General features: G+C 44.3%; 13 protein-coding genes. 2 read left to right on the forward strand and 11 right to left on the reverse strand.

Features of this window, described 5'->3' with window-relative positions; translation table 11 throughout:
• Positions 1-15: 15 nt before the first annotated feature.
• The 3 genes from NSB03_RS08315 to NSB03_RS08325 form a co-directional block, all read right to left on the reverse strand.
• Positions 16-3,048 (reverse strand): efflux RND transporter permease subunit, encoded by a 3,033-nt coding sequence (locus NSB03_RS08315; RefSeq protein WP_257466325.1) that lies wholly within the window; start codon positions 3,046-3,048, stop codon positions 16-18.
• Between the two features lie 86 nt (positions 3,049-3,134).
• Complete coding sequence (locus NSB03_RS08320; protein WP_024986737.1) at positions 3,135-4,199, reverse strand: efflux RND transporter periplasmic adaptor subunit; 1,065 nt, start codon at positions 4,197-4,199, stop codon at positions 3,135-3,137.
• A 395-nt stretch (positions 4,200-4,594) separates the two neighbouring features.
• Positions 4,595-4,849: a type B 50S ribosomal protein L31 gene (locus tag NSB03_RS08325; protein WP_004300906.1), complete on the reverse strand. Its 255-nt coding sequence runs from the start codon at positions 4,847-4,849 to the stop codon at positions 4,595-4,597.
• 909 nt (positions 4,850-5,758) lie between these two features.
• Between NSB03_RS08325 and NSB03_RS08330 the strand changes: the two genes are divergently transcribed.
• Positions 5,759-6,763 (forward strand): class II fructose-bisphosphate aldolase, encoded by a 1,005-nt coding sequence (locus NSB03_RS08330; RefSeq protein WP_024986739.1) that lies wholly within the window; start codon positions 5,759-5,761, stop codon positions 6,761-6,763.
• Between the two features lie 183 nt (positions 6,764-6,946).
• Here NSB03_RS08330 and NSB03_RS08335 read toward each other — a convergent pair whose 3' ends face one another.
• The 6 genes from NSB03_RS08335 to NSB03_RS08360 form a co-directional block, all read right to left on the reverse strand.
• The gene (locus tag NSB03_RS08335; RefSeq protein ID WP_024986740.1) at positions 6,947-8,107 is read right to left on the reverse strand and encodes a sodium ion-translocating decarboxylase subunit beta; all 1,161 of its coding nucleotides are present in this window, start codon (positions 8,105-8,107) and stop codon (positions 6,947-6,949) included.
• A 1-nt stretch (position 8,108) separates the two neighbouring features.
• Positions 8,109-8,540: an acetyl-CoA carboxylase biotin carboxyl carrier protein gene (locus NSB03_RS08340; RefSeq protein WP_024986741.1), complete on the reverse strand. Its 432-nt coding sequence runs from the start codon at positions 8,538-8,540 to the stop codon at positions 8,109-8,111.
• 24 nt (positions 8,541-8,564) lie between these two features.
• Complete coding sequence (locus NSB03_RS08345) at positions 8,565-9,485, reverse strand: OadG family transporter subunit (RefSeq protein ID WP_024986742.1); 921 nt, start codon at positions 9,483-9,485, stop codon at positions 8,565-8,567.
• Positions 9,486-9,516: 31 nt separating this feature from the next.
• On the reverse strand, positions 9,517-11,070 hold the full coding sequence (locus NSB03_RS08350) for an acyl-CoA carboxylase subunit beta (RefSeq protein ID WP_004300890.1): 1,554 nt from the start codon (positions 11,068-11,070) through the stop codon (positions 9,517-9,519).
• Positions 11,071-11,098: 28 nt separating this feature from the next.
• Positions 11,099-11,503 (reverse strand): methylmalonyl-CoA epimerase, encoded by a 405-nt coding sequence (mce, locus tag NSB03_RS08355; protein ID WP_004311398.1) that lies wholly within the window; start codon positions 11,501-11,503, stop codon positions 11,099-11,101.
• Between the two features lie 174 nt (positions 11,504-11,677).
• On the reverse strand, positions 11,678-12,700 hold the full coding sequence (locus tag NSB03_RS08360; protein ID WP_024986743.1) for a GNAT family N-acetyltransferase: 1,023 nt from the start codon (positions 12,698-12,700) through the stop codon (positions 11,678-11,680).
• Between the two features lie 162 nt (positions 12,701-12,862).
• On the opposite strand from NSB03_RS08360, the gene NSB03_RS08365 reads away from it, so the two are divergent.
• On the forward strand, positions 12,863-13,405 hold the full coding sequence (locus NSB03_RS08365) for a beta-class carbonic anhydrase (RefSeq protein ID WP_024986744.1): 543 nt from the start codon (positions 12,863-12,865) through the stop codon (positions 13,403-13,405).
• On the opposite strand, the gene NSB03_RS08370 is transcribed toward NSB03_RS08365, so the two are convergent.
• Complete coding sequence (locus NSB03_RS08370; protein WP_121767427.1) at positions 13,365-13,598, reverse strand: hypothetical protein; 234 nt, start codon at positions 13,596-13,598, stop codon at positions 13,365-13,367. The genes NSB03_RS08365 and NSB03_RS08370 overlap by 41 nt on opposite strands.
• Before the next feature lie 447 nt (positions 13,599-14,045).
• On the reverse strand, positions 14,046-14,633 hold the full coding sequence (locus NSB03_RS08375) for a sugar O-acetyltransferase (protein ID WP_024986745.1): 588 nt from the start codon (positions 14,631-14,633) through the stop codon (positions 14,046-14,048).
• Positions 14,634-14,741 lie beyond the last annotated feature (108 nt).

Genomic DNA, 14,741 nt, shown 5'->3' on the forward strand with positions numbered 1-14,741 from the left:
TCTGAAAAATGCCATTTATCCTTTGATTCTCAGAATGGCACAATAAGCCACAGGCAGCACAAACAATGTCAGTGCCGAAGCCACTAACAAACCTCCCATAATCGTTGCCGCCATACCACCGAACATTGCGTCGAACAACAGGGGCAACATCCCCAAAATGGTAGTGCCGGACGCCATTGCTACGGGGACAATACGACTGGTGGTGGCACTGACCACTGCATCCAACGGCTTTTTGCCCATAGTCGTCTCAGTATCAATTTGATCCACTAATACAATTGCGTTCTTGATATTCATTCCTATCAACCCCAACAGTCCGAGGATGGAGAAGAAGTCGAACGATTTGCCCAACACCACTAGCCCCAGCACGATGCCGATAAAAATCAACGGCAACATCAACAGAATCACGATAGGTTTGCGATAGGTGCGGAAGAGGAACAATAGGGTGACGAACATCAGGAAGAACGTCAACGGTAAATTCTTGGCCAACGCCTCGTTAGACTCCACCTGACTTTCCTGCTCCCCGAAATACTTCATCGTATACCCCTCCGGCACTTTAATCTCTTTCTGCATCAGCGGCCAAACCTCATTGAAAGCAGCAATCGTATTTACTCCGCGACGCGGATCGCATTGCGCCATCATCACCATTTGCCGGTTGTAATCCTTCACATTCGAGAAACGATATTGGAAATCAAATTCCGATACCACCTGTTCCAGACTGGTCGTTTCATTGCCTGTGCCGAACACGGGCAACGTGCGCAGGTCATTGATGCGGAACGAATCCACCGTGTTATCCTTCAATAAGATAGGAAGTACCTGATCGCCCTGTCGATACTCTCCAAGCGTCATGCCTGTGGTTCCGATCTGGATACTTTGTGCCATTCCCTGACGCGATACCCCTAACGGTTGCGCCCGTTCGGGACTATATACAGGCTTCCATACAGGAACTTTATTTCCCCACGAATTGCGTATATTGATTAAATCCGGATTCCGGTGCATAATTTCCAAAGCCTGGTTGGTGAGCGCCACAAGCGTGTCCACATTCGGACCGATAAACCCGATTTCGATAGCGGCATCCACCGCAGGCGACAGTTTGAACAGACTGGTACGGGTAATCGCATTCGGATAATTTGCCTTCATATACGCGTCGAAATCTTCCTCATACTCTTTCGAATATTTACTGTCCGTCAACTCAACCAATACATTGGCAAAATTCGGTTTCGGACCCACCGAAGTAGAAGCCAGGTAATACCTTAGCGGCGTGCTGCCGAAGGTGATCGACACTTTCTTCACTTCCGGCTGCTTTGCCAGATGCTCTTCTACAGATTTCATCTCTTTCACTACATCATTGATGCTATACCCGTCGGGATAAAACACGTCCGCCCGGAAATAAGGCTTATCGAGAGAAGGAAAGAAGTTTTGCGGCATCATTCCCATAATAACCAGCGAAGCAACAAAGAGCACTGCCATCGAACCCAGTGTCAATGTTTTCCTGCGAATCAGCGTGTGGAGGATGGAGGCGAATTTATGGTAGAACGGTTTGTCATACGGGTCTTTCGTGCCATCTTTTGCTTTCGCTTTCAGGATGAAGTTACCGAAAACAGTGGTCTGCGTCAGCGCGAGTATCCAGCTCAATCCCAGCGAGATGGCAAGCACCACAAAAAGCGGTTTCACGATTTCCGCCACGGCAGAAGGAGCAAGGTAGAGCGGGAGGAACGAACAGATAGCGATGAACGTAGCCCCAAGCAATCCCCATTGCGGACCGGTTGCTCCGTCTATCAGCGCTTTCCGTCGGTCTACTCCGCGGGCGATGGCAATCTGTGCATTGTCCGTTACCACGATGGCGTTATCCACCAGCATCCCCATGGCAATGATAAATCCCGCCAACGAAGTACGGTTCAGCCCGACACCGAAGAAAGACATGATAAGCAATGTGCCGCCAATAGAGAAAATCAGTGACGAGCCGATCAGCATACCTGCGCGCAAACCCATCACCAACATGATGATTACAATAACAATCAGAATCGATTCGATCAGGTTGATGATAAATCCGTTGTTGGCTTCGTTGGCAATTTCGTTCTCCAGATACAGGCTTTGCAGTTCCAGTCCCACAGGCATCAGTGGCAACAATTCGTCCAGTTTGGCTTTCACATTCTTGCCCGTCTGCACCACGTCCCGTTGCGGGTCGGTGGAGACGCCGATGCCGATGGCACGTTTGCCGTTCACGTGCATGATGTTGGATGGAGGGTCCATGTACCCTTTTTCGATGACGGCGATATCGCCCAGTTTCACTTGTCCGGCTTTGGTGGTAATCACCTGGTTGCGGATATCGTCTACGGTGGTATACATGCCGTTGGCAGTCACCCGGAGTTGTTGCTCGCCGGCGCGGATTTCTCCGGTATTGATAATCTGGTTCTGCGATTGCAACAGACTGGCAAGCTGTTTCGGGTCGATGCCCATACCTACGAGTTTATTGGTGGAAATAAAAATATTGACCACCTCCGTCTGCGTCCCGAACAGGGCGACTTTCATCACTCCGTCCGCCGTCACTACCTGCGTTTTGATCCGTTCCGCCCAGTTGCGCATCTCTTCGTATGTGTAACCGTCGTCCGCCGTCAGACCGTAATAGATACCGAACACGTCGCCGAAATCATCGGAAACCGTCGGTGCAGAAGCACCGCTCGGCAATTGTGGCTGTATATTAAGTACCTTCCGTCGCAACTCATCCCACTTTTGCGGAATGGAGCTTGCCGACAAGGAAGGTTGCAACTCGAATGTGATTTTCGAGAGCCCGTACATCGATTCTGATTTAATCTTGTACGCACCGCTCATACTTTGGATCTCGCGAGAGATAGGCTCGGTAATCAACCGCTCCACTTCTGCCGGCTCGGCGCCCGGATAGCGGGTCATAATAACCGCTGACTTTATGACGAAAGGAGCATCCTCTTTCTTACCCAGCTTGCCGAAGGAAGTGATTCCCCCAATCAGCAATACAGCAAGAAAGAAATAGATGATTTTCGTATTATCTAATGAATATTTGGCTAAACTCATAATAAATGATCGTTGATAATTGATGAATGAAAGTGGATAAAGAGGCTGTGAGTCCCCGTAGGGGAGTTGGAGTTACTAACGACTTTTCAGATAGCCTCCCTGTCAACAGTTGTGATAGATTCTCCTTCTACTAGTTGGTATACGCCTGCTATGACGATTTCTTCACCGGGTTTCAAACCTTCCGAGATGAGCGCCTGTGCTTCTCCGGTCGGGGCGTTGACGGTTACTTCCCGTTTGTGGACTTTATTGTCTTCTACCACCCAGACATACATTTTATTCCCTTCGCTTTCGCCGAATACGGCACTAAGCGGTACGATCGTCCAGCTATCTTGCACCAACGGACCTACATCTGCCGTGAAACGGATGCTGCACGTGAAACCGGGTTTCACAGCATACAGGTCGCGGTCGAATGACGGATCGTCAATCGTGATGCTGACCGGAATTCCTGTGCCATCTGTAGAAATATCAAGATATTCTTCCAGTTTCGCTTGAAACACGTGTCCTTTAAATGTGTCGAACTCTACCAGGAAACGCGGCTCTTTGGCACGCAACAAATAAAGATATGCATCCGGAATGGTGAATTTGATACGTAGATTGTGCGTATTGACAAGCTGCACGATACCCTCACCGGAGTTGACACGCTGATAGTTTTCCACCAGTCGTTTTTCGATAGAACCGTCGAAAGGAGCTGTCAGCTTGGTGTCGCGCATATTGTTGGCAGACAGTTCGTATTCAGACTTCGCCTTCTGGAAGTTGGCGAGGCTGATTTCATATTCCTGTACGGAGATCGCTTGCCGGGAGAGGAGCCGTTTGTTGCGTTCCACTTGTGCCGAAGCCGTTTCGTATGCCGATTTCGTAGCGGCATATTGCAACGCGATGTCTCTGGGGTCGATAGCCGCGATGAGTTGTCCTTTTTTCACTTTCTGTCCTTCGATGACAGGAAGCTGGATGATTTGCCCGTTGACCCGGAAAGCCAGCTTCACATATTCCACCGCTTCCACGATTCCCGAGAAATCTTTTCTGATAATCGATCTTGACTCGACAATCGTAGTCTTTACGGGACGTGCAGTTGTTGTTGTCGTTTCTTTTTTCTGTCCGCAGCCGGCCAGCAAGATTGCGGCTGCCAAGACGAATCCAAATTCCTTTTTCATATACCACGTTGATGTTTAGAGGTTTTGCGTTGATAAATAGCGAATAATATACTAAAACAACTCCTGTTTATTTATGTTCAATATTCCTGTCTTTTCATATCCTGCCTGTTAACCTTTATATGGAACACAAAAAAAACGGGAACTTTACGGGTCCTCTGTGGTGAAATTGTCGATTTCCCTACGTGGGAACTCTCTTTCCATCCAGGAAACGGGGGTTCTAGTGCAAGGGGAAGTTAGCATGGACAGCTTGTGGTAGGATAATGTGAAGAGTGTCAGGCATCGTCATATAGTCGATTCCTTATTGGATGATGCTTGGCGCTAAGGAATATAGAAAACGAAAAAGAGGAAATTCTCTGCGAGAATCTCCTCTTTTTCATCTTTTACGAAAGATCGAATTATTTCTTCTTACGGTCACCGTAACGGCTCATGAACTTATCAACACGACCAGCAGTATCTACTAATGTAGATTTACCTGTATAGAACGGGTGAGAAGTGTTTGAGATTTCAATCTTCAGCAACGGATAAGTTTCACCTTCGAATTCGATGGTTTCTTTAGTTGCTACAGTTGATCTAGACAAAAACATGTCACCATTTGACATATCTTTAAATACTACCGGACGGTATGATTCTGGATGAAGACCTTTTTTCATTTCAGTATCTGTTTTTTTAATTTATATTCTGTTACTATTTTGGTAAGAAATAGTGTAATGGTCATTTTTCAGAGCGCAAAGATAATGCTTTTCTGTGAAATAGAAAAAGATTTTCTAAAATTTATGCATTTCTAATGCACGGCTTTTTCATTTGGACATATTCGTAAAGCATTGATTGTCGACTGTTGTTAGCTTTATAAATTTCAAAAGCATCCCCTTACTGAAAAAGATTTTTTTATTTCATTTCTCATATTCTCATGATTTTTCAATAAACAAAAGATAATCAAATGATTACATTATGAGAAATACTTTTTTTAAATGGCATTTCTCATAAGTTTTCTCCTGTTTTAGCTCAAAACAGACCTTATTCTCATAGTGTTTCGGGGTATTTCTCATAGCCAAAAGCCATTCGTCCTTCCTTTTGTCTTTCTACTTACCTTATTCTTATCAGAAAATAAAGTCCTACTATTTAGATAAAATAATGGCTTATTGCTTGAAGATACCCATTGGTTCCGATTGTCCCATATATTGTGGGAATACTTTCCCAAGCAGTTGGGAATCTTTTCCCTTAATATGAGGGAATACTTTCCCACAATATATGGGACTAATATACTGTATATGGAAACAAGCAAAAGGAATGCATGGTTCTATTGATGCAATGCCGGCTTCCGGCACACTATAAATAAGGAAGCATAAATCAGAAGGCATCAACCATTAATCAGAAATCAGAAATCCCAAAGTTTGCAAGGTAGACATTACAATCTAATGTCACGCTCGTATTCCTGCTAAATTTTGCAGTCTGATTTAAACCTTTTTCTACTATATTTTCCTTTCCGGTGTTCGTTATTCGATGGATAATGCTTACTTTTGCGTAGAATTTTTATTCACTAACAATAAACTTTAAACAAAATGGTAAATTACAAAGATTTAGGATTGGTAAACACAAGAGAAATGTTTGCTAAGGCTATCAAAGGTGGATATGCTATCCCAGCATTCAACTTCAACAATATGGAACAAATGCAGGCTATCATCAAGGCTGCTGTTGAAACTAAATCTCCTGTGATTCTTCAGGTTTCTAAAGGTGCTCGTCAGTATGCTAACGCTACTTTGTTGCGTTACATGGCACAGGGTGCTGTAGAATATGCTAAAGAATTAGGCTGCGCACATCCGGAAATCGTTCTTCACCTTGACCACGGAGATACATTCGAAACTTGCAAATCTTGTATCGATTCAGGTTTCTCTTCAGTAATGATCGATGGTTCTCACCTTCCTTACGAAGAAAACGTAGCATTGACTAAGAAAGTTGTTGAATACGCTCACCAGTTCGACGTAACTGTAGAAGGTGAACTTGGCGTATTGGCTGGTGTAGAAGATGAAGTTTCTGCTGACCACCACACATATACTGACCCTGAAGAAGTAATCGATTTCGCTACTCGCACTGGTTGCGACTCTTTGGCTATCTCAATCGGTACTTCTCACGGTGCTTACAAGTTTACTCCGGAACAATGCCACATCGATCCGGTTACAGGCGTAATGGTTCCTCCTCCATTGGCATTCGAAGTATTGGATGCTGTAATGGAAAAACTTCCTGGATTCCCTATCGTTCTTCACGGTTCATCTTCAGTTCCTCAGGAAGAAGTTGCGACTATCAATAAGTTCGGTGGTAATCTGAAAGCTGCTATCGGTATTCCTGAAGAATGGTTGCGTAAGGCAGCTACTTCTGCAGTTTGCAAAATCAACATCGACTCAGACTCTCGTCTGGCTATGACTGCTGCTGTACGTCAGGTGTTCGCAGAAAAACCGGCAGAATTCGACCCACGTAAGTATCTTGGTCCGGCTCGTGACAATATGGAAAAACTGTACAAGCACAAAATCATCAACGTGCTCGGTTCTGACAATAAATTGGCACAGTAATAATCTCCGGATTATTCCATAAATAAAAGAAAGAGGCTGCTCCGGTTTGAACATCGGTAGCAGCCTTTTTTATGATGTTTAATCGTTTCAGAGCGGAGGGAAGATAACACTATGGCTGTAATGAAAAACACCCGTGTTACATTCAGTTGTAACACGGGTGTTCTTATCTATTATTAATGTTTCTTACATCAAGAATCCAAGCAGAATACCGGCAGCAACAGCTGAACCGATCACTCCGGCAACGTTCGGACCCATAGCGTGCATCAGCAAATAATTGGTCGAATCGTATTCCAAACCAATCACTTGTGAGATACGTGCCGAGTCGGGAACAGCAGATACGCCTGCGTTGCCGATTAATGGATTGATCTTGTTATCCTTCTTCAAGAAGAGGTTGAATATCTTCACGAAGATTACGCCTGATGCAGTTGCAATGACGAATGACAATGCACCGAGGGCGAAAATCTTGATAGAGTCGAAAGTGAGGAACTCGGAAGCCTGAGTAGAAGCACCTACTGTCAAACCTAACAGAATAGTAATGGTGTCAATCAACGGACCACTTGCCGTATTGGCAAGACGACGGGTTACGCCACTTTCTTTCAGCAGGTTACCAAAGAACAGCATACCCAACAAAGGCAGACCGGAAGGAACCAGGAAGCAAGTCAGCAACAAACCGATAATCGGGAAAATCACTTTCTCTGTGTGAGAAACGGCACGCGGCGGTTTCATACGTATGATACGTTCGTTCTTTGTGGTGAGCAAACGCATGATAGGCGGCTGTATCACCGGAACCAACGCCATATAGGAATAGGCGGACACTGCAATGGCTCCCATCAGGTTAGGTGCCAGCTTCGAGGACAGGAAGATTGCCGTCGGACCGTCTGCACCACCGATAATACCGATTGCACCGGCTTGCATAGGATCAAATCCCATTGCTAAGGCGATCATGTATGCACCGAAGATACCAAACTGTGCTGCCGCACCGATCAACATCAATTTCGGATTAGAGATAAGTGCCGAGAAGTCCGTCATGGCACCGATGCCCAAAAAGATGAGCGGCGGATACCAGCCGGAGGTCACTCCCTGATACAATATATTCAATACTGAACCTTCTTCATAAATACCGACTTTCAATCCGGCATCCATATTAAAAGGTATATTACCAATCAATATACCGAAACCGATAGGAATCAGAAGCATCGGTTCGAATTCTTTGGCTACTGCCAAATAGATGAATACCAAGCCAACGAGAATCATGACTACATGCCCTACCGTAGCATTGGCAAAGCCTGTGTAGGTCCAGAAGTCGGCGAGGTTGTTTCCTAAAAAGTTTATAAAATCTCCCATATTATTCAATAATTACGAGGTCATTACCTTCAAGAACAGAATCTCCCTTATTTACGTTGATGGCAGTAACCTTACCGTCTTTATCCGCATTGATATTGTTTTCCATCTTCATGGCTTCCAATATGATAATGGTCTGTCCTTTCTTTACAGTATCGCCTACATTCACTTTGATGTCGAGGATCACACCCGGCAGCGGAGATTTCACTCCTGATTTTCCGGTAGATGGAGCGGTCGGTTTCACTACTTGAGTAGGAGCAGTAGGAGCATTAGGCATCGGGCGTACTGTCACAGGTTTTGCAACAGGCTTCGGCTGTTTCTCCATTTCTACTTTATAGTGTGTACCGTTCACTTCTACATGAGCGATGTTGTCTTCAATATCTCCGATGGTTACTTTATATAAGTTACCGTTGATTTTATATTTATATTCTTTCATCGTTTTTACTTTTTAAAAGGTGACTTACTTTCTGGAAGGAGTTTCACGCAACGTGTAAATCTTCGAACTCCATGGTGAGTAGCTGCGTTTTACACGAGTGATGGTCAGCACTGTTTCTTCTACGTCATGCACTTCATCTTGCATTTCGTGTAGTGCCATAGAAATAGCAGCATACACTTCGCCCGGAGCTTGTGACAGTTCCTTAGCTTCATGCTTGTCGATGCCTTTAGATTTCATAGCGTTGCGCTTGCTCAAATTAACGGCTGCTTTTCCTACAATCTTGAAGGCTATAAAAAGAAGAATCAATCCGCAGAATACTACACTCATGGCAGAAATGGCCATTCCAATACCATTAGCATCGTGTTCTTCAAACTTTTCCTTCTTGGCATTGCTGTCAAGGGTTTTGTTGTTAGTGCTTGGAGTCACGTATTTGTCACCACTTCCACTTTTTACTTCCCATTCAGTTGCTCCGTCGCTTACACGAGCGTATGATTGGTTGGGACCGAGAGTGCCTGCGGGCACTACAATCTGGTCGAGCAACTTTTTGCCGGAGTCGAACAGACCAATCCAGTTGGCGGTTTTCGGATTCAGCTTGAAGCTGGTGTGGAACGTACCGCGGTTAGGTTCGCCATCTGCCCAGAATAGCGCATGTTGGCGTGGTTTCACTGATGTAAGTATATCACCTTTCGGGATAAAGTAAGTAACTGTATCGCCCGGTTGGTTGCTTACTTTCAGCAAGCAAGCTGCCAAGTCGGCGCTACCAAATGATTTATTGAATATTTCAATCCATGCGCTGTGCAATCCGTAATCGTCCTGAAAATTACTCTGATTGTCTATCAGGATTTCGTTTAGCACCAGCTTATTGTTCGACTTTTGCTCTCCACAAGAAGTCAGACCAATCAGCAACAGCAAAGAAAGGAATATTCCGATTTTGGTTTTGTTCATAATCGTTCTTGTTTTAATGTGAAAAGTAGGATTACAACGGAATATTACCATGCTTCTTAGCCGGATTGCTCAATTTCTTAGTCTGCAACTGCTGCAAAGCACGGATGACGCGGAAACGTGTGTTGCGCGGTTCAATCACATCGTCGATGTAGCCATATTTAGCTGCATTGTAAGGATTGGCAAACAGTTTCGTGTATTCTGCTTCTTTCTCTGCAAGGAATTGAGCCGGGTTTTCCTGATCTTTGGCTTCGCGTGCGTACAATACTTCTACTGCTCCTGCACCACCCATTACTGCGATTTCAGCAGTAGGCCATGCGTAGTTCATATCACCGCGAAGTTGTTTACAGCTCATCACGATGTGAGAACCGCCGTAAGATTTACGCAATGTGATAGTAACCTTAGGCACAGTAGCTTCACCGTAAGCATACAACAACTTAGCACCATGAAGGATAACACCATTGTATTCCTGACCTGTTCCCGGAAGGAATCCCGGTACGTCTACCAACGATACGATAGGAATATTGAATGCATCGCAGAAACGGACGAAGCGTGCACCTTTACGAGATGCGTTGCTATCGAGCACGCCAGCCAGATATTTAGGCTGATTAGCAACGATACCTACCGACTGGCCGTTGAAACGGGCGAAACCGATGATGATATTCTTAGCATAATCTTTCTGGATTTCAAGGAATTCACCGTTGTCCACAATAGCGCCGATCACTTCGTACATGTCATACGGTTTAGTAGGGCTGTCGGGGATAATATCGTTCAAAGAATCTTCCAGGCGGTCGATTGGGTCTGTGCAATCTACATAAGGAGCTTCTTCAAGGTTGTTTTGAGGAATATAGCTCAACAGTTTGCGAATCAGTTCGAAACCTTCTTCTTCTGTTTGGGCGGTGAAATGAGTCACACCCGATTTAGTGGAGTGAACGCTTGCGCCACCGAGGTTTTCTTGGCTGACGTCTTCACCTGTAACGGTCTTCACCACTTTCGGTCCGGTGAGGAACATATAAGAAGTGCCTTCCATCATCAGTGTGAAGTCGGTCAGAGCCGGAGAATAAACAGCACCACCGGCACAAGGACCGAAGATACCGGAAATCTGCGGAATAACACCTGAAGCAAGGATGTTGCGTTGGAAGATTTCTGCATAACCTGCCAAAGCGTTGATACCTTCCTGGATACGTGCACCACCCGAGTCGTTGATACCGATACAAGGAGCACCCATCTTCATGGCCTGATCCATAATTTTACAAATCTTCAATGACATTGTTTCTGACAGTGAGCCGGCAGAAACAGTGAAGTCTTGTGCGAACACATATACCAGACGTCCTTCGATTGTACCGCAGCCGGTTACTACACCGTCTCCCGGATAATGTTTTTTCTCCATACCGAAGTTCGTGCATCTGTGCTCAACGAACATGTCCATTTCTTCGAAGCTACCCTCGTCAAGCAGCATAGCCAGACGCTCGCGTGCTGTGTATTTTCCTTTTTCGTGTTGCTTCGCAATTGCTTTTTCACCGCCTCCGATACGTGCTACGGCACGGCGTTCAATAAGCTCTTTAATTTTTTCAAGTTGATTACTCATGAGTTCTTGTTGGTTTTAGAGTTTATGATTAATGTTCGCAGAGTTCTGTCAGCACGCCCAAAGTTGATTTCGGGTGAAGGAAAGCAATATTCAAACCTTCAGCACCCTTGCGGGGAGCTTTGTCGATAAGACGGATTTCTTTGCCTTCTGCTTCTGCCAAAGCATTGGCTACGCCATCTTCTACAGCAAATGCAACGTGATGAACGCCTGCACCTTTGTTTTCAATGAATTTGGCAATAGTACTCTCCGGGCAAGTCGGCTCCAACAATTCAATTTTTGTTTCGCCTACTTTTAAAAAAGCGGTTCTTACTTTCTGATCTTCCACTGTTTCAATGTTGTAACACTTCAGACCTAATACGTTTTCGTAGTAGGGAAGGGCTTCTTCGATGCTTTTTACAGCAATGCCCAGATGTTCAATGTGTGAAATCTTCATAACTATACTTTTTTATTTGTTTTTAATCATGTGCTTATATGGCATAAAACAGTACAAAGAAAGACATTTCTTACCTAATAAAGAAATATTTCTGCATTTAATTATTGGATTATTGAACAGAAAGAATGGTAGAGAAGGGGTATGAAGGGTTGTTTTGTAATCTTGAGATTACATTTAGACGTAAAATTTGATTAAGAGTTTGTTCAGCCAATTCCAATTGACACGAAACCAGCGGCGGGTACTGCTCTGCTTTCCGCCGAAGCGGAGAACAAAATCACGATAACCGTGTTTCCGGAACGGAAGTCCTACATCCATAAATTCCATGTGGCGGAATCCCCGCTGGCGCGCATCTTCCAAGGCTTTCCATACGGCCAGTACCCCCGGATACTGAAGTGCGTATGTCTTTTTCATTCCTCCCGAAAACCAAAGGTATGCATCGTCTCCCGAATAAATACAGACGGAACCGCCGATGATTTTTTCTTTGTATTTTACTACGAATATTTTTGCCTGTTGTCCTTTGATTAATATGTTGTTCATGTGATGGAAAAAGTCGTTGGCAGGGAAGTATCTGCGTATGCGGGAAGAATAAACCTTGTGCAGCATCCGTGAGAAGTCGTGTATCTCTTCCACGGTATGTGCTTCCTCTACTTTAGCTCCATTCTTGAGTCCTTTTTTTATCTGACGGATGCGTGACGGGCTGAACCGGTCTTCCGTATTTTTCATACTGTGCAGCGAATTGTGTACCCGTAACCAATTGACAGGAAAATAATCATTGGCACGGAAAACCCGGTAACCGAACATCGAATTGTTGAGGTTCCGGAATTCGATCAAGACACAACTACGCGATGCCTCTTGTGTGAGATGTTCGAGCATCTCGCCGAAAACTTCTTCCTCTCTTTCTCTGATGGCAGGAAGTGAATCCGCCTTATCGATTTGAGATGACTTTTCCAGAAATTCTCCTTCTCCATATACCACACATTGCTTCGCGAGACAGGAAGGAAGCCATTTCTTCGCCTTGCGGATGGCGGCAAGCAGGCGTGCCACAGGTCTGCCGTCTTCTGTCGCAACGATGAGTAAAGGTGAATAACCCGGGGTTGCTTCATAAATCTGAAACAACTCTTTGGAATGAAATGTATTATTTCCCGGCAGATCGGGAATATCCTTTCCGTGATAGTATGTAGTTAGTTTAAGCGGCATGTGGCACAAATTTACACTTTTTATTTTTCATTCAACAATAAAATAGAGATTTTGTTGCCGCTTCTAAAAGTCAAGAGTGCATTTTTCTTGCTGAATATTTCTTTATTCCCTTCGGTTTCGTTATTTTTGCGTATTGGCAAACACCTAAAATGGACTAATATTATGTTAGAAGAACTACTTGCGTACAATAAAAAGTTCGTAGAGAGCAAGGGATATGAATCGTATATTACCAATAAATATCCCGACAAGAAGATTGCTATTCTCTCCTGTATGGACACGCGTCTGACGGCTTTGCTTCCGGCTGCGCTGGGCATTAAGAATGGCGACGTGAAAATGATAAAGAATGCCGGAGGTGTCATTTCCCATCCTTTCGGCAGTGTGATTCGCAGTCTGCTTGTGGCTATATTTGAATTGGGGGTAAAGGAAATTATGGTGATAGCGCATTCCGACTGTGGAGCTTGTCACATGCATAGTGAAGAAATGATTGCAAAGATGAAGGCGCGGGGAATCAATCCGGATTATATTGACATGATGCGTTTCTGCGGGGTGGACTTCAAAGCTTGGCTCGACGGATTTGAAGATACGGAAAAATCGGTAAAGGGAACGGTAGATTTTATCATACATCATCCGTTGATTCCTTCGGATGTAAAAGTTTACGGATTTATTATTGATTCAACAACCGGAGAACTGGAACGGATTGTATGACATTCTGTCGTGAAGTACAAGAAGATAAAGGCAACTTTTTATCAGTTGCCTTTATCTTCTTGCGGTTATATACTTTCTTTGACTGATGCACCCTTGTGTGGCAAATCGGGTGCCCATACATCTCAATTTCCGCCTCGCGGCTTGCTTTACGATTCGCTTTAATGTAATCGTCCTGTGTGATTCGTTTTTTCATGATGATGTTATTTAACGACGGCAAAGATAATGATATCTTTCCGTGTGGGTAAGGAATACGGGCGGTTTATTGTTCGACGGTAGTTTCAAGTTGTTTTGATGGCTTGTAATAAGTTGTTTCGATAGCTTGTAACAGGTTGTTTTACTATAGCGGACATCTTGCTACAAGTAATAGAACATTTCGTTGCAAGGAAGGGAATAAGTCGTTCAATCGTATCAAACATTTTTTCTCCTACAGGGTGTGCAAAATAAAAGTATCTTGCACACATCTGTCACACTATCTTACACACATACTTATCTCTTTCTTTATCAGTCTGATAACTGCCAATTGTGTAGGTATGCAAGATAAAACAACGTTTTGAACGCTAAGAAGAGGGGACGCTTGTTGTCTTTATCCTCTCTGTAATTGTTTGTAATTAATGGGACTTTATGCTGAAAAGACAGTTTGCTATACGGGAAAGCCAACTTTGTCTTTATCTGTGATTTTTCTTAATACACGGCAGGGGTTTCCAGCTGCCACGACACCTGAAGGAATGTCATGAGTTACGACACTTCCGGCGCCGATGACTGTATCATCACCTATGGTAACTCCGCCGAGAATGGTGCTGCCACCTCCAATCCAAACCCGGTTTCCTATGGTAATGGGCTCAGGAATTAAGGCACCGGCTATCCGCTCTGCGGAGTCGAGCGAATGGTTGGCCGAATATGCGCTTACATTAGGCCCCAACAACGTATTATTGCCTATTGTTATCTGCACGCAATCAAGGAGTGTACATCCGAAATTGATATAGACATCATCCCCAATGGTGATGTTTTTGCCGAATTCGCAAGTAAAGTTCGGCTCCATCCAGACGCGCTCACCTACTTTCTTGAAAAGTTTCCGCATAATTTCCTGACGCCGTTCAATTTCTTCGTCTTCAGTGCGGTTAAATTCCTTAAATAGTTTTTTGGCTTCAACTCTTAGGTCAAACAAATCAGCATCAAAATCATTATAGATTTGATACTCCTGCATTTTATCCCATTCAGTCATATTCATTTTGATTAAGTTCAATTTTATAGTTGCAAACTTAGAGCCTGTTTAAATTTTCCTGAGATTATGTTAGATAGGCTTTACCGACCTGTTTTTATTCGTCACATAGTCTCC

This window comes from Bacteroides acidifaciens, from assembly GCF_024623065.1.
GTDB classification, from domain to species: Bacteria; Bacteroidota; Bacteroidia; order Bacteroidales; family Bacteroidaceae; genus Bacteroides; species Bacteroides acidifaciens.